The organism is Nocardioides solisilvae (assembly GCF_003194625.1).
Taxonomy (GTDB): domain Bacteria; phylum Actinomycetota; class Actinomycetes; order Propionibacteriales; family Nocardioidaceae; genus Nocardioides; species Nocardioides solisilvae.
This window is the reverse complement of the sequence record NZ_QHKX01000003.1, coordinates 129251-144854: the sequence shown is the minus strand read 5'-3', so window position 1 is coordinate 144854 and position 15604 is coordinate 129251. Positions and strand designations below refer to the sequence as shown.

15 protein-coding genes are annotated in these 15604 nt (G+C 71.8%); 12 read left to right on the top strand and 3 right to left on the bottom strand.

Features of this window, described 5'->3' with window-relative positions; genetic code table 11:
• Positions 1-21: 21 nt before the first annotated feature.
• The 7 genes from DNK53_RS11990 (at position 22) to DNK53_RS11960 (ending at position 6418) form a co-directional block, all read left to right on the top strand.
• The gene (locus DNK53_RS11990; RefSeq protein WP_110182581.1) at positions 22-552 is read left to right on the top strand and encodes a F0F1 ATP synthase subunit B; all 531 of its coding nucleotides are present in this window, start codon (positions 22-24) and stop codon (positions 550-552) included.
• Positions 552-1361 (top strand): F0F1 ATP synthase subunit delta, encoded by an 810-nt coding sequence (locus DNK53_RS11985; RefSeq protein ID WP_110182580.1) that lies wholly within the window; start codon positions 552-554, stop codon positions 1359-1361. The genes DNK53_RS11990 and DNK53_RS11985 overlap by 1 nt, the downstream gene beginning before the upstream one ends.
• A gap of 59 nt (positions 1362-1420) precedes the next feature.
• Positions 1421-3061: a F0F1 ATP synthase subunit alpha gene (gene atpA, locus DNK53_RS11980; RefSeq protein ID WP_110182579.1), complete on the top strand. Its 1641-nt coding sequence runs from the start codon at positions 1421-1423 to the stop codon at positions 3059-3061.
• Positions 3062-3063: 2 nt separating this feature from the next.
• Positions 3064-3996 (top strand): F0F1 ATP synthase subunit gamma, encoded by a 933-nt coding sequence (locus DNK53_RS11975; RefSeq protein WP_110182578.1) that lies wholly within the window; start codon positions 3064-3066, stop codon positions 3994-3996.
• Between the two features lie 19 nt (positions 3997-4015).
• Entirely contained in the window at positions 4016-5473 is a 1458-nt protein-coding gene (gene atpD / locus DNK53_RS11970; protein WP_110182577.1) for a F0F1 ATP synthase subunit beta, read from the top strand.
• Positions 5473-5871, top strand: a complete 399-nt coding sequence (locus DNK53_RS11965; protein ID WP_110183126.1) for a F0F1 ATP synthase subunit epsilon — start codon at positions 5473-5475, stop codon at positions 5869-5871. The genes atpD and DNK53_RS11965 overlap by 1 nt, the downstream gene beginning before the upstream one ends.
• Before the next feature lie 94 nt (positions 5872-5965).
• The gene (locus tag DNK53_RS11960) at positions 5966-6418 is read left to right on the top strand and encodes a DUF2550 domain-containing protein (protein ID WP_110182576.1); all 453 of its coding nucleotides are present in this window, start codon (positions 5966-5968) and stop codon (positions 6416-6418) included.
• Positions 6419-6433: 15 nt separating this feature from the next.
• Here the strand turns inward: DNK53_RS11960 and DNK53_RS11955 are convergent, their stop codons facing one another.
• On the bottom strand, positions 6434-7009 hold the full coding sequence (locus tag DNK53_RS11955) for a cob(I)yrinic acid a,c-diamide adenosyltransferase (RefSeq protein ID WP_110182575.1): 576 nt from the start codon (positions 7007-7009) through the stop codon (positions 6434-6436).
• A gap of 319 nt (positions 7010-7328) precedes the next feature.
• Here DNK53_RS11955 and DNK53_RS11950 point away from each other — a divergent pair, with 319 nt between their 5' ends.
• The 3 genes from DNK53_RS11950 to DNK53_RS11940 all read left to right on the top strand — a co-directional run bounded on the left by DNK53_RS11950 (position 7329) and on the right by DNK53_RS11940 (position 10042).
• The gene (locus DNK53_RS11950; RefSeq protein ID WP_110182574.1) at positions 7329-7640 is read left to right on the top strand and encodes an STAS domain-containing protein; all 312 of its coding nucleotides are present in this window, start codon (positions 7329-7331) and stop codon (positions 7638-7640) included.
• Between the two features lie 96 nt (positions 7641-7736).
• Complete coding sequence (locus tag DNK53_RS11945; RefSeq protein ID WP_110182573.1) at positions 7737-9746, top strand: protein meaA; 2010 nt, start codon at positions 7737-7739, stop codon at positions 9744-9746.
• A gap of 80 nt (positions 9747-9826) precedes the next feature.
• The gene (locus DNK53_RS11940; RefSeq protein ID WP_110182572.1) at positions 9827-10042 is read left to right on the top strand and encodes a hypothetical protein; all 216 of its coding nucleotides are present in this window, start codon (positions 9827-9829) and stop codon (positions 10040-10042) included.
• A gap of 51 nt (positions 10043-10093) precedes the next feature.
• On the opposite strand, the gene nucS is transcribed toward DNK53_RS11940, so the two are convergent.
• Positions 10094-10786: an endonuclease NucS gene (gene nucS / locus DNK53_RS11935; RefSeq protein WP_110182571.1), complete on the bottom strand. Its 693-nt coding sequence runs from the start codon at positions 10784-10786 to the stop codon at positions 10094-10096.
• A gap of 89 nt (positions 10787-10875) precedes the next feature.
• On the opposite strand from nucS, the gene DNK53_RS11930 reads away from it, so the two are divergent.
• Positions 10876-12060, top strand: a complete 1185-nt coding sequence (locus DNK53_RS11930) for a 3-hydroxyacyl-CoA dehydrogenase family protein (protein ID WP_110182570.1) — start codon at positions 10876-10878, stop codon at positions 12058-12060.
• A 108-nt stretch (positions 12061-12168) separates the two neighbouring features.
• On the opposite strand, the gene DNK53_RS11925 is transcribed toward DNK53_RS11930, so the two are convergent.
• Entirely contained in the window at positions 12169-14577 is a 2409-nt protein-coding gene (locus tag DNK53_RS11925) for a LuxR C-terminal-related transcriptional regulator (RefSeq protein ID WP_162599914.1), read from the bottom strand.
• Positions 14578-14842: 265 nt separating this feature from the next.
• Between DNK53_RS11925 and DNK53_RS11920 the strand changes: the two genes are divergently transcribed.
• Positions 14843-15604: a hypothetical protein gene (locus tag DNK53_RS11920; protein ID WP_110182568.1), complete on the top strand. Its 762-nt coding sequence runs from the start codon at positions 14843-14845 to the stop codon at positions 15602-15604.

Here is a 15604-nt window from a genome sequence, read left to right as displayed (position 1 = left end):
TCCGACTAGAAGGACCTGCCCATGCAGAATGAGAGCATCCGGGCGGCAGGGGAGCTCAACCCCCTGATCCCGCACCCGGTCGAGATGGTTCTCGCGCTCGTCTTCTTCGCCATCCTGTTCCTCCTGGTGAAGAAGTTCATCGTGCCCGCCTTCGAGCAGGCGTACTCCGAGCGCACTGCCGCCATCGAGGGCGGCCTGGCCGCTGCCGAGACCAAGCAGGCCGAGGCGGACGCCAAGCTGGCCGAGCTCGAGAAGCAGCTGGCCGACGCCCGTCACGAGGCCGCGCGGATCCGCGAGGAGGCGCGCGAGCAGGGCGCCGCCATCGTGGCCGAGATGCGTGAGCAGGCCCAGGCCGAGGCCACGCGCATCGTCGAGCACGGCAAGACCCAGATCGAGGCGGAGCGCCAGCAGGCGGTCACCTCGCTCCGGGCGGAGGTCGGGACCCTGGCCACCGGGCTCGCCGGTCGGATCGTCGGCGAGAGCCTGGACGACGAGGAGCGGCAGCGGCGGGTCGTCGACCGCTTCCTCGCCGAGCTGGAAGGCGCCAGCTGATGTCCTTCCGTGGTGCCTCCGCCGAGGCCTACGCCTCGCTGACCGGGGCGCTCTCGAGCGCCCTGGCCGGCGCGGCGAACGCCGACCAGGTCGGTCACGACCTGTTCGGCGTGGCCGAGGTGCTGCGCAGCGAGCCGGGCCTTCGCCGGGTGGCGACCGACGTGTCGGTCGACCGGTCGGCGAAGTCCGGGCTCGTGCGGCAGCTCTTCAGCGGCAAGCTCTCCGACGCGGCGCTTCGCCTCACCGAGGCCGCCGTGGGCCACCGGTGGACCCAGCCGCGCGACCTGCCCCTGGTGCTCGAGGAGCTCGGGGTGCGCGCGGTCGTCCAGTCCGCCGGCAGCGACTCCGGTCGCCTCGCCGACGAGCTGTTCTCGCTCTCCGAGGTCCTCGGCGCCAACCCGGAGCTGCGCGACGCGCTCTCCGACCCGGCCCGCAGCACCGCGGACAAGCGGGCGCTGCTCCGGGGTCTGCTGGAGGGACGGGCCCTGCCCGCCACCGTGACCCTGGCCGAGCAGGCGCTCTCCGGGACCCACCGGACCGTGGTCGTCGCCCTCGACACCTACCAGTCGCTGGCCGCCTCGATCCACGGCCAGAAGGTCGCGACCGTCCGGGTGGCCCAGCCGCTCGCGCCGGCCGACCAGGAGCGTCTCGCCGCCGCCCTGCGCCGGCAGTACGACCGTGAGATCCACCTGAACGTCGTCGTCGACCCCGAGGTCATCGGCGGCATCCGCGTCGAGATCGGTGACGACGTCATCGACGGCACGGTGGCCAGCAAGCTGGACGACGCCCGTCGTGCCCTCGCCGGCTGAGCCGGTCCAGCAGCACCACACCCCCAAGAACTTCAGCACCCGAAAGTAAGGATGAGGAAATGACGGAGCTTTCGATCCGTCCGGACGAGATCCGGGACGCGCTGCAGCGCTTCGTGTCGGACTACAAGCCCGAGACGGCCAGCCGCGAAGAGGTCGGCACCGTGGCCGAGGCCGCGGACGGCATCGCCCGCGTGAGCGGCCTGCCCTCCGTCATGGCCAACGAGCTGCTCGAGTTCGAGGACGGCACGCTGGGCATCGCCCTGAACCTGGACACCCGCGAGATCGGTGTCGTCGTCCTGGGTGACTTCGACAAGATCGAGGAGGGCCAGCAGGTCCGCCGCACCGGCGAGATCCTCTCGGTCCCCGTGGGCGAGGGCTACCTGGGCCGGGTCGTCGACCCGCTCGGCAAGCCGATCGACGGCCTCGGCGACATCGAGACGAGCGACCGACGGGCCCTGGAGCTCCAGGCGCCCACCGTGGTCCAGCGCAAGTCGGTCCACGAGCCGCTCGCCACCGGCATCAAGGCCATCGACGCGATGACCCCGATCGGCCGCGGCCAGCGCCAGCTGATCATCGGCGACCGCGCGACGGGCAAGACCACCATCGCGATCGACACGATCATCAACCAGAAGCAGAACTGGGAGTCCGGCGACCCGGACAAGCAGGTCCGCTGCATCTACGTCGCGATCGGCCAGAAGGGCTCGACCATCGCCTCCGTGCGTGGCGCCCTCGAGGAGGCCGGCGCGCTGGAGTACACGACCATCGTGGCCTCCCCGGCGTCCGACTCGGCCGGCTTCAAGTACCTCGCGCCATACACCGGCTCGGCCATCGGCCAGCACTGGATGTACGAGGGCAAGCACGTCCTCATCGTGTTCGACGACCTGACCAAGCAGGCCGAGGCCTACCGGGCCGTCTCCCTGCTGCTGCGCCGCCCGCCGGGCCGCGAGGCCTACCCGGGCGACGTCTTCTACCTGCACTCCCGGCTCCTCGAGCGCTGCGCGAAGCTCTCCGACGAGATGGGCAAGGGCTCGATGACTGGCCTGCCGATCATCGAGACGAAGGCCAACGACGTCTCGGCGTTCATCCCGACCAACGTCATCTCGATCACCGACGGCCAGATCTTCCTGCAGTCCGACCTGTTCGCGGCCAACCAGCGTCCGGCCATCGACGTCGGCGTCTCGGTCTCCCGCGTGGGCGGCTCGGCGATGACGAAGGCGATGAAGGCCGTGACCGGCTCGCTGAAGGTCGACCTGGCGCAGTTCCGCGCCATGGAGGCGTTCGCGATGTTCGCCTCCGACCTCGACGCCGCCTCCCGCCAGCAGCTCGACCGCGGTCAGCGCCTCATGGCGCTGCTCAAGCAGCCGCAGTACTCGCCGTACCCGCTCGAGGAGATGACCGTCTCCCTGTGGACCGGCACCTCGGGTCGCCTGGACAAGGTGCCCACCGAGGACGTGCTCCGCTTCGAGAACGAGTTCCTCGACTACCTGCGCCGCTCGCACGAGGGCATCCTCGCGGGCATCCGCGAGTCGCAGAAGTTCGAGGACTCGACCGAGTCCGAGCTGGAGAAGGCGTACGACTCCTTCCTCGACCAGTTCGAGACCTCCGACGGCCAGTCGATCAAGGCCGGCAAGGAGGAGCACGTCGCCCTCGAGGACGAGGACGTCGAGCAGGAGCAGATCGTCAAGCAGAAGCGGGGCTGACCATGGCTCTCTCGGTACGTGAGTACCGCGCGCGGATCAAGTCGACGGAGTCGATGAAGAAGATCACGCGTGCCATGGAGCTCATTGCCGCGTCTCGCATCATCAAGGCGCAGCAGCGGGCCCAGGCGGCCGCGCCGTACGCCCGTGAGCTGACCCGTGCGGTCTCGGCGGTGGCGACGTTCTCCAACGTCGACCACCCGCTGACCACCGAGCCCGAGAACCCGCAGCGGGCCGCGGTCCTGGTCGTGACCAGCGACCGCGGCCTCGCCGGGGCCTACTCCTCCAACGTGCTCAAGGAGGCCGAGCGCCTCGTCGAGAAGCTGCGCGAGGAGGGCAAGGAGGTCGACCTCTACGTCACCGGCCGCAAGGCGGAGGGCTACTTCAAGTTCCGCCAGCGGGCCGTGGTCCAGGCGTGGACCGGGTTCTCCGACCAGCCGACCTACGACGTGGCGGCCGACATCGGCGCCACGCTCATCTCGGCGTTCCTGAACGACGACGACACCGAGGCCGACGAGGACACCCCGCCCGGGGTGGACGAGGTCCACGTGGTCTTCACCCGGTTCAGGTCGATGCTGGTGCAGGAGCCGCAGGCCGTCCGCCTGCTGCCCCTGGAGGTCGTGGAGGGCACCGAGGCTCCGGAGCCGGGCGACCTGCTCCCGCTCTACGAGTTCGAGCCGTCGGCCTCCGAGGTGCTCGACGCCCTGCTGCCGCGCTACGTCCAGAGCCGCATCTTCTTCGCCCTCCTGCAGGCGGCCGCCTCCGAGCTGGCCGCCCGTCAGAAGGCGATGAAGGCGGCGACCGACAACGCCGACGAGCTCATCAAGAAGTACAAGCGAATCGCCAACCAGGCCCGCCAGGCTGGCATTACCCAGGAAATCAGCGAGATCGTCGGTGGCGTCAACGCCCTCGCCGACGCGAACGCCGGCCAAGAGTGATTGCGGAGAAGTGAGAGACATGACTGCCACTGTGGAAGAGACGAAGGCCTCCGGCGCCGCCGGCGGTGTCGGCCGTATCACGCGCGTCATCGGCCCGGTCGTGGACATCGAGTTCCCGACCGACGCGATGCCGGCGATCTACAACGCCCTCAAGGTCGACCTGACCCTGGGCGGCGAGACCCAGACCATCACCCTTGAGGTCGCCCAGCACATCGGCGACGGCATGGTCCGTGCGATCTCGATGAAGCCCACCGACGGCCTCGTCCGCGGTGCCCAGGTGACCGACACCGGCGAGCCGATCACGGTGCCCGTCGGCGACGTCACCCTCGGCAAGGTGTTCAACACCACCGGTGACTGCCTCAACCTCGCCGAGGGCGAGACCCTGCAGGTCAACGAGCGCTGGGGCATCCACCGCAAGGCGCCGTCCTTCGACCAGCTCGAGTCGAAGACGCAGATGTTCGAGACCGGCATCAAGGTCATCGACCTGCTGACCCCCTACGTGCAGGGCGGCAAGATCGGCCTGTTCGGCGGCGCCGGCGTGGGCAAGACCGTGCTCATCCAGGAGATGATCGCGCGAGTCGCCAAGGACCACGGCGGTGTGTCGGTGTTCGCCGGCGTCGGCGAGCGCACCCGTGAGGGCAACGACCTCATCGTCGAGATGGAGGAGGCCGGCGTCATCGGCCAGACCGCCCTGGTGTTCGGCCAGATGGACGAGCCGCCGGGCACCCGGCTGCGCGTCGCGCTGGCCGCGCTGACGATGGCGGAGTACTTCCGCGACGTGCAGCAGCAGGACGTGCTGCTGTTCATCGACAACATCTTCCGGTTCACCCAGGCCGGGTCCGAGGTCTCCACCCTGCTGGGCCGGATGCCGTCGGCCGTGGGCTACCAGCCCAACCTGGCGGACGAGATGGGTCAGCTCCAGGAGCGGATCACCTCGACGCGCGGCCACTCGATCACCTCGATGCAGGCGATCTACGTGCCCGCCGACGACTACACCGACCCGGCGCCGGCGACCACCTTCGCCCACCTGGACGCCACGACCGAGCTCTCCCGCGAGATCGCGTCGCTCGGCATCTACCCGGCCGTTGACCCCCTGACGTCGACCTCGCGGATCCTCGACCCGCAGTACATCGGCCAGGACCACTACAACGCCGCGATCCGCGTCAAGCAGATCCTCCAGCGCAACAAGGAGCTGCAGGACATCATCGCGATCCTGGGTGTCGACGAGCTGTCCGAGGAGGACAAGATCATCGTCTCCCGGGCCCGCCGGATCCAGCGGTTCCTGTCGCAGAACACCTACGTGGCCAAGCAGTTCACGGGCATCGAGGGCTCCACCGTCCCGGTCAAGGACACCATCGAGGCGTTCAACAAGATCGCGGACGGCGAGTACGACCACGTCGCCGAGCAGGCGTTCTTCATGTGCGGCGGTCTCGACGACGTCGAGGCCAAGTGGGCCGAGATCCAGAAGAACCTGTGATGGCGTCCGACTCGTTGCTCCAGGTCGAGCTGGTCGCCGCCGACCGTCTCGTGTGGTCGGGCCAGGCCAAGATGGTCATCGCCCGCACCACCGAGGGGGACGTCGGCATCCTGCCGCACCACGCGCCGATGCTCTCGGTGATCATCGAGGGCGTCGTGGACGTGCAGACCGCCGAGGGCGAGACCTGGGTGGCTGCCGTCGACGCCGGCTTCCTCTCGGTCGCCGACAACCGGGTCTCGATCCTCTCGGAGCGGGCCGAGATGTCCCACGAGATCGACCTCGAGAAGGCCCGGGCGGAGTACGACCGTGCCAAGCAGGCCGGCGAGAACGACGACGAGGCCGCCGAGGCCCTGCGTCGCGCCGAGGCGCGGATCCGCGCCGTGGAGAGGGCTTCCTGACGACGCGCTGAACCACACCAGTAGGGTGAGCACACGGGTGGACCGTGGGCTCACCCTGCTGCATTTCTGGGGGCCTGTTCCGTGAGGAGGTGGGATGCCGGTCTGGCTCGTCGTGCTCGACGTCCTCGGGGTCCTCCTGGTCCTGCTGCTCTGCTACGGCGTGGCGCTCATCGTGCGCCGCCGTGCGCTGTCCCGCCACGGCGGGACCTTCGAGCTGAGCCACCGGGCCCATGCCGAACGTCCGGGGCGTGGCTGGGTCCTCGGCCTGGGGCGTTACACCGGGGACTCCCTGGAGTGGTTCCGCATCTTCTCGCTGTCGCCGCGCCCGTCCCGGGTCTGGGACCGGGAGAAGGTCAGCTACGCGGGTCAGCGTCCCGCGGAAGGGCCCGAGCAGCTCTCGCTGTACGCGGGCCACGTGGTCGTCTCCTGCGTGACCCCCGAGGGCACGGTCGAGCTGGCGATGAGCAGGTCCTCGCTCACCGGGTTCCAGGCCTGGCTCGAGGCCGGCCCGCCCGGCACGAACTGGGACCTGCGCCCCGTCCGCTGAGCGCCGGCCCCCGGCTCAGTCGCGCTCGCCGCCGGGCACCCACAGGACGTCGCCGCGCTCGGTGTTGGCGCGCCGGGCGAGGATGAAGAGCAGGTCGGAGAGCCGGTTGAGGTAGGTGATCGCCAGCTTGTTCATCGTCTCCTCGTGCTCGGCCCAGGCGGCCCACGCGGAGCGCTCGGCCCGGCGGACCACGGTGCGGGCGACGTGGAGGTGTGCCGCACCCGGGGTGCCGCCGTTGAGGATGAACGAGCGGAGGGCCGGCAGGTCGGCGTTGTACTCGTCGCACCACGCCTCGAGCCGGTCGACGTAGGACTGCTCGATCCGGAGCGGGGGGTACTCCGGGTCGGGGACCACCGGGGTGCAGAAGTCGGCGCCCACGTCGAAGAGGTCGTTCTGGATCCGGGTCAGCACGCGGTCCACCTCGCCGTCGAGCCCGCCGACGGCCAGCGCGACGCCGATGGCGGCGTTCGCCTCGTCCACGTCGGCGTACGCCGCCAGGCGCAGGTCGGTCTTCGACGTCTCGCTCATGTCGCCGAGCCGGGTGGTGCCGGCGTCGCCGGTGCGGGTGTAGATCCGGGTGAGGTTGACCATGGGCCGAGCCTAGCCCGGCCCGTCCCCGCGGCGGCGGGGCGCCCGGGGCGGGGTGCACCGCGGGCTGGGCGTCCCTCTGGTCACGGAGTCCCCACGAGACCCATCTGTCACATTACCGGCGGGTCCTTCCGACCGGCGTCCGATAATCGGCCTGCTGGTCGCCGCGCCAGGAAATGGTGGTGGTTGAGAACCAACCTTCTGGGGTAGTAACACGTCTAACAGGTCAGTGTGCGTCGCAACGGGGCGACGGACAGGACCAGCGGAGGCGTCGGGGGACGGCTCCGACATCCGGCGGTCGGGCGCCGGGAAGGGGGCAGCGATGGAGATCCTCGCCGACGGAGCGACGCTGGTGCTGAGGGGCGACTTCGACGTGCGCAGCACCCTCGAGGTGCGCAGCGCGGTCTACGCGCACCTGGAGGTGCACCGGGACGCCGACGTCGTGGTCGACCTGAGCGAGGTGAGCGCCGTCGACGTCACGGCCCTGCGACTCCTCGCCGTCGCGACCCGTCAGGCCGTCCGGGACGGGCACCACCTCACCCTGCGCGGCTGTGGTCCCGCGGTCCGCCGGATGCTGCACCTGTCCCGCCTGATCCGCGTCGTGGAGGTCGAGCGCCAGGCGGCCATCGCCTGACCTGCGCCCCCGGGCGCGCGGCGTGGCACGGGTGAGTGCTGTTTCCCACAGCGAGACCATGCGCTGCCCGGACGTCCTGCCTCTAGCATCCTCCCTATGACTGAGCCCCAGCACGCCAAGGACCGCCCCTGGGTGATGCGCACGTACGCCGGCCACTCGACGGCCGCGGCGTCCAACGCGCTCTACCGCAACAACCTCGCGAAGGGGCAGACGGGCCTCTCGGTCGCCTTCGACCTCCCGACCCAGACGGGCTACGACCCGGACTCCCCGCTCAGCAGGGGAGAGGTCGGCAAGGTCGGCGTCCCGGTGCCGCACCTCGGGGAGATGCGCCGTCTCTTCGACCAGATCCCGCTCACCGAGATGAACACCTCGATGACGATCAACGCCACCGCGATGTGGCTCCTGGCGCTCTACCAGGTGGTCGCGGAGGAGCAGAACCCCGGGCTCGACCCGACCGAGGTGGCGGCCCAGCTCGCCGGGACCACCCAGAACGACATCATCAAGGAGTACCTGTCCCGGGGGACCTACGTCTTCGGCCCGGAGCACTCGCTGCGGCTGACCGCCGACATGATCGCCTACACGGTCAACAACATCCCCAAGTGGAACCCGATCAACATCTGCAGCTACCACCTGCAGGAGGCCGGGGCCACGCCGGCCCAGGAGCTGGCCTACGCGCTGTGCACCGCCATCGCGGTCCTCGACTCGGTCCGCGACGCGGGCCAGGTCTCGGAGGACGACTTCGAGAAGGTCGTCGGACGCATCTCGTTCTTCGTCAACGCCGGGGTGCGCTTCGTCGAGGAGACCTGCAAGATGCGGGCCTTCGTGCAGCTGTGGGACGAGATCACGCGCGAGCGCTACGGCGTGCAGGACCCCAAGATGCGACGGTTCCGCTACGGCGTCCAGGTGAACTCCCTCGGCCTCACCGAGGCGCAGCCCGAGAACAACGTGCAGCGGATCGTGCTGGAGATGCTCGGGGTCACCCTCTCCAAGAACGCCCGTGCCCGCGCAGTCCAGCTGCCGGCCTGGAACGAGGCGCTGGGGCTCCCGCGCCCCTGGGACCAGCAGTGGTCCCTGCGGCTCCAGCAGGTGCTGGCGTTCGAGTCCGACCTGCTCGAGTACGAGGACATCTTCGACGGCAGCCACGTGATCGAGGCGAAGGTCGCCGAGCTCGTCGCGGGTGCCCGCGAGGAGATGGACCGCGTGCAGGCCATGGGCGGCGCCGTCGCCGCGGTGGAGTCGGGCTACATGAAGTCGGCCCTGGTCTCCGCGCACGCCGCGCGCCGGGCCCGGATCGAGGCCGGCGACGAGGTCATCGTCGGGGTCAACAAGTTCGAGACCACCGAGCCCTCGCCCCTGACCGCGGACCTCGACGCGGCCATCCAGACCGCCGACCCGGCTGCCGAGCAGGCCGCCAGGGAGAGCGTGGAGGCGTGGAAGGCGCAGCGGGACGAGGCCGAGGTCGCGGAGGCGCTCAAGCGCTTGGCCGACGACGCCAAGACCGAGAAGAACCTGATGGAGGCCACCTTGGCGGCGGCCCGCGCGGGCGCGACGACGGGGGAGTGGGCCGGGACGCTGCGCGAGGTGTTCGGCGAGTTCCGGGCGCCCACCGGCGTCCAGGGCGCCGTCGGCGTCGCCGAGGCAGGCACCGAGCTCAGCGCCGTCCGGGACCGGGTGCGCGCGACCGGCGAGGAGCTGGGCGGCAGGCTGCGGCTCCTCGTCGGCAAGCCCGGCCTCGACGGCCACAGCAACGGGGCCGAGCAGGTCGCGGTGCGGGCCCGGGACGCCGGCTTCGAGGTCGTGTACCAGGGGATCCGGCTGACCCCCGAGCAGATCGTCGCCGCCGCGGTGGCCGAGGACGTGCACTGCGTGGGCCTCTCCATCCTGTCGGGCTCCCACATGGAGCTCGTCCCCGCGGTCCTCGACGGCCTGCGGGAGGCCGGCCTGGACGACCTGCCGGTCATCGTGGGCGGGATCATCCCCGACTCCGACGGGAAGGCGCTGCTCGAGCGGGGCGTGGCCGCCGTCTACACGCCGAAGGACTTCGGCCTCACGGAGATCATGTCGGGGATCGTGGACGTCATCCGGCGGGCCCACGGTCTCGACTGACCCCCCGTCCGCTCCGCCCACGTGCCCGGGTCGTGGATCACACAGGTAAGGCTTGCCTCACCTGTGCTACGGTCGGGCGCGTGGGCAAGGGGAAGAAGCAGAAGGCGGACGTCGCCAAGCTGCCGAAGAAGAAGTGCTGCGAGTCGAAGTCGCGGTGCGGTCGCTGTCCCCTGAGGATGCTCAAGGAGGGCACCCTGCCCGACGGCTACACCGTCCACAAGCGCAGGCTGGTGAAGGTGGCCGACAAGCCGGTCAAGGCCGACAAGCCGGACAAGAAGGCGACGAAGGCCGCCTGACCTCAGGCTCCTCGAGAGCCGGTCCCGGCGACCAGCGGCAGGGCCGGCGGCTCAGAACAGCCGGTGCTCCGAGTCGTCCATCCCGCGCAGGGCGTCGTAGTCGACGACGGCGCAGGCGATCCCGCGGTCGGTCGCGAGCACCCGCGCCTGGGGCTTGATCTCCTGGGCGGCGAAGATCCCCCGGACCGGCCCCTTCGCCGACAACAGGGGGTCGCGGTTGAGCAGCTCGAGGTAGCGGGTGAGCTGCTCGACCCCGTCGATGTCGCCGCGGCGCTTCACCTCGACGGCGACGCTCACGCCGTCGCGGTCCCGGCACATCAGGTCCACGGGACCGATGGCCGTCGGGTACTCGCGGCGGACGAGCGTGAGGCCCTCGGCGAGGGACGCAGGGTGCTCGGCGAGGAGCTCCTGCAGGTGCTTCTCGACGCCGTCCTTCTGCAGGCCCGGGTCGATCCCCAGCTCGTGCCGCGACTCGTGGTGGACCTCGTCGATGAGGATCCGCAGGGTGTCGCCGTTCTTCCCGGTCACGGTCCACTCGACGCGCTCGACGCCCTCCACCTCCACGGTGCCCTCCCGGACCGTGCAGGGCGGCGACATCCAGTTGAGCGGCTTGTAGGAGCCGCCGTCGCTGTGCACCAGGACCGAGCCGTCGGACTTCAGCATGAGCACGCGGGTCGCCATCGGGAGGTGCGCGGTCAGCCGACCGGCGTAGTCGACCTGGCAGGTGGCAACGACGAGTCTCACGGAGAGGCAATCTACCGCCCGCGCCGACGGTCCCCGTCCATCAGGTGGTCCTCCCGTACCAGCGGGTAGGTGCGTGTCATCATGCCGCCATGACTGAGACCGCACCCTCCCACGAGCAGATCAGCAGCACCCTGGTCCTGCCCTACCTGAACCACGCCCTGCGCATGTACGCCGAGGGCTACGCGTCCCGCGCGGACATCGACGCGGCCATGCGCTTCGGGTGCGGCTACCCGGTGGGTCCGCTCACCACGGTCGAGGAGCAGGGTCTGGAGTCCGTCCGCGACCGCCTGGCGGCCCTGTTCGCCCGCACGGGTGACGAGCTGCACCGCCCCGCCGACCTGCTGGAGGCGCGGGTCGCGGCCGGCGCCACCACCGTCGAGGAGGGCGGCGACTCGGCCGGGGCCGCCGAGCCGCAGCTGCGCCACGAGATCGGGACCGTCGGCGTCGTCGGAACCGGGACCATGGCCTCGGGCATCGTCGAGGTCTTCGCCAAGAGTGGCTACGACGTGGTCTTCGTCGGCCGCAGCCAGGAGAAGCTGGACGGCGTCGTCGCGCTGATCACCAAGTCGCTGGACAAGGCGATCTCCCGCGGCAAGCTGGACGAGGCCACCAAGGCCGAGGTGCTGGCCCGCCTGACCGGGGCGACCAGCCGTGACGCCCTCGCCGACGTCGACCTGGTGGTCGAGGCGATCGCCGAGGACCTCGCGGTCAAGACCGAGCTCTTCGCCGACCTCGACCGCATCTGCAAGGCGGGCGCCGTCCTCGCCACGACCACCTCCTCGCTGCCCATCTCGGCGTGCGCGTCCGCGACCTCGCGCCCCGAGTCGGTCATCGGGATGCACTTCTTCAACCCCGCCCCCGTCATGAAGCTGGTCGAGGTCGTCACCACCGAGCTGACGGACCCCGCCGTCGACGAGACCGTGCGGGCGCTGTGCGCGAAGGTGGGCAAGGTCGCCGTCTCGTGCGGCGACCGGGCCGGCTTCATCGTCAACGCCCTGCTGTTCCCCTACCTCAACGACGCGGTCAGGATGCTGGAGTCGGGCGTGGCCGACATGGCCACCATCGACGCCGCGATCAAGGAGCAGGCCGGCTTCCCGATGGGCCCCTTCGAGCTGCTGGACGTGGTCGGCAACGACGTCTCCCTGGCCATCCAGAAGGAGCTGCACGCGGAGTTCAAGCACGCGGGGTTCGCCCCGGCGCCGATGCTCGAGCAGGTCGTCGCGGAGGGCCGGCTCGGCCGCAAGACCAAGCGCGGGTTCCACGACTACTCCTGACCCGCAGGACGCGCCACGGGGCGGGGCGGCCGTGCTCCCTCGGAGCCGGTGGCCGCGCCCCGTGGCGCGTCGGGCACCGATCTCGCCCGGGGCGGACCGCCGGGGCCGTCAGCGCGCGTCGACCACCATCGCGGCGAGGCGCGCCCGGGTGTTGATCTCCAGCTTGCGGTAGATGTGGGACAGGTGGGTGTCCACGGTGCGGGGGGAGACGAAGAGCTCCTCGGCGATCTGCCGGCTGGTCAGGCCGTCGGCGACGCGGTCGGCCACCTGTCGCTCCGCACGGGTCAGCTGGTCCAGCGGGGAGGGGCCCTCGGCCGCGGCACCGGGCTGGACCAGCGCGGTCATCAGCTGGGTGACCTCGGCGAGGCCCGCGGCCGTCAGGTGACCGTCGTCCACCCAGCCCTGGGGCACCACGCGCCCGGGGGTGGGCCGGCAGCGGGCGGCCAGCCCCCAGACGGCCGCGTTGCGCGCCGCGCGGATCTCCGCGGCCGCGGCGGCGAGGTGGCGCGACTCCCGCTGGTCGAGCTCCTCGGCCACGCGCGCGAGGCAGTCGAGGACGTCGGCGGCGCGCAACGGCATCGGCATCGTCGTCGCGCGCTCCAGCGCGGCGAGGAACGTGTGGGCACCCTGGGCGTGGTCGTGCTGGGCCATCAGGGCGTGGGCGAGGATCATGCGTGCCTCGACGCCGTCCCGCGCCAGCATGCTGCTGTCGGCGAGCACGACGACGTCGGCGGCCAGGCCCGCGGCGTGCGCCGCGTCGCCCGCCTCGAGCAGGTCGCGGGCGTCCTGGACCAGGACCGGCAGCCGGACCGCCCACGGAAGGGTCTCGCGGTCGACCGTGCTCACCGGGGCGTCGGGGTCCACCTGGCGCAGCAGCGTCTCGGCGAGCAGCCGGACCCGGTCCTCGGCGAGGTGCCGGGACTCCGCGACCGCGGTGCGCGCCGCCGCCTCGGCCTCGGCGAGACGCCCCTGCTCGAGGGCGACGCGGCCCAGCAGCGTCCGGGCGGAGAGGCTGATCCACCGCTCCTCGTTGCCGTCGTGGGTCGGGATGATCTCCGCGGCCGAGGCGACCGCCGCGGCGAGCTCGCCGCGCGACACGAGGACGTCGACGAGGGTGCGCGTGGCCTGGCGGGCGATCGCGCGACCCGTGTCGTCCAGCTCCATCGCCCGCCGGGCCTCGGCCTCCGCCCGGGCGAAGTCGCCGGCGTCGAGGTGCATCTCGGCCCGGATCGAGGCGGTCCGGGCCAGCTCGAGGGCCGGCTCGTCGGCCGCCCGGGCGTGCTCGTCCGCGCGGTCGAGGAGCCAGAGGCCCTCGTAGGTGCCGCGCACCTCGGAGGCGGCGATCCCGGCGCGACGGGCGACCTGCGCGCCGATCGCCCCCGGGCCGTCCCCGCTGACCAGGACGCCCTCCAGGATCTCGACCGCCTCGCGGGCCCGCATGGCCGTGTACAGGGAGGAGAAGACCCGGTTGGCCAGCGCGTACCCGAGGTCGCGGGAGCCGGGGTCGGCCGCGGCGGCCGCGATCGCGGCCCGCATCGCCGGGAGGTCGGGGAGCCACGGGGCGTCCCCGGCGCCGACGTTGGTGTGCCGGGGGGCGACCCGGTCGGCCCAGCCGATCAGCGCCCGCTGGGTCACCGAGGCGTCGCCGTGCAGGACGCCCAGCTCGGCCCCGTGCTGGCGGATGGGGGAGAGCATGTCGAAACGGCCGTCGGGCAGCACCTCGACGAGGCTCGCGCGGGCGAGCCCGGCCGCGAGCCTCGCCGCGGCCGGCCGCTCCACCCCGGCGACCGCCGCCAGCACGTCGATGGTGACCGGGAACGACACCTGGGCGAGCCGGCGGAAGCAGCGCTGCTGGTCGGGCGGCAGCAGCTCGTACGACGCCTGCACGGCGCTCGCCAGCGAGGCCACCGGTGCGGCGTTGGCCACCCCCAGCAGGGCGATCTGGACCGCGGTCTGCTCGATGATGAGGGGGAGCCCCCCGGTGGCCCGGAGCAGCCGACGCACGGCGGTGTCGTGCGCGCCCAGGTCCTGGGCGCGTCCCCCGGCGGCGGCGACCCGGTTGGCCAGGAGGTCGAAGGCGGGGCCGGCCAGCGGGTCGCGGGGCCCGGGGACGGGCAAGGGTCCCAGCCGCAGCACGCGCTCGAGCGGCTGGCCCGACATCCCGCGGGCGGTGACGGCGAGCCGCACTCCGCTGGTCGCCTCCACCATCTGCTGCAGGCTGCGTCCGACGTCCTCCTGGTCCACCTCGAGACCGTCGACCACGAGCACCGTGTCCGTCCCGTCGAGCGCGCGACGCAGCGCCCCCTCGAAGCTGTCCCCGGGAGCCGCCTCGGCGTCGAGCTGGCGCAGGCAGGCCGCGAGAACCTCCTCGGAGCGCCGCAGGCCGGCCGCGTTGACCCACGCGATGTCGCTGCGGTCCTTGAGCACGTGCCGGACGAGCAGGGTCTTCCCGCACCCGGGGGGACCCACGACGCTGACCCAGCGCGAGGACGCGAGGGCACGCTCGAGGGTCCCCACGGCCTTCTCCCGGCCCAAGCACGGTGTCAGCACACCGTGAATCTATCGGTATCCGGGGCCCGATTACGTAGGACTACGGATGTGCGGGCACCGGCGGGCGCGAGAGGGTGGGGACACGCTCAGGGGAGCCGGCCCGATCGGGGGACGGGCCGGACCCCCTGGGGCTCCCGGCCCGCCGCTCCGGCCGGGTCCAGCGGTCGTGGCCGGCCGCCTGCTGGGCCGTCGCCGCAGGGCTCCGCCTTCGCCGCCCGCGTACGCTGGGCGCATGGAGATCGTGCTGCTGGTGCTGGTCGTGGCCGGCGCCCTGGGCCTCGTCGCGGCGGGCTCCCGGGCCTCCCGCCGACGGCAGGAGGAGAAGGCCGCCGCCGAGCTGGCGCCGGTCCGTCGGCTGGTGGACGAGGACGTCACCGCCCTGGGGGTGGAGCTGCAGGAGCTCGACCTCGACGTGAGCGGGCGCGAGCTCGACGCCGGGGCGCGCTCCGACTACCAGCGGGCCCTGGACGCCTACGAGTCGGCGAAGACGGCCAGCGAGCAGCTGCGCGCCCCCGACGAGGTGCGGCACGTGACCGAGATCCTCGAGGACGGCCGCTACGCCATGGCGTGCGTCCGCGCGCGAGTGGAGGGCGAGCCGCTCCCCACCCGCCGACCGCCGTGCTTCTTCGACCCGCGGCACGGGCTCTCGGTCGCCGACGTGGCCTGGACCCCGCCGGGTGGTGCCTCGCGCGACGTCCCCGCCTGCGCCCTGGACGCCGAGCGCGTCCGGGTCGGCGCGGAGCCCGACGTCCGCAAGGTCATGGTCGGCACCCAGCGAGTGCCCTACTGGCAGGGCGGTCGCGCCTACCAGCCCTACGCGATGGGCTACTACGGCGGCTTCGGCCCGATGCAGTGGATGTTCATGGGGATGCTCTTCAGCGGCGGCCTCGAGGGCATCGGCGAGGGCCTCGGCGCGCTGGGCGAGGGCGTCGGCGACATGTTCGGCGGCATCGGCGAGGGCCTCGGCGACATGTTCGACGGCTTCGACTTCTGA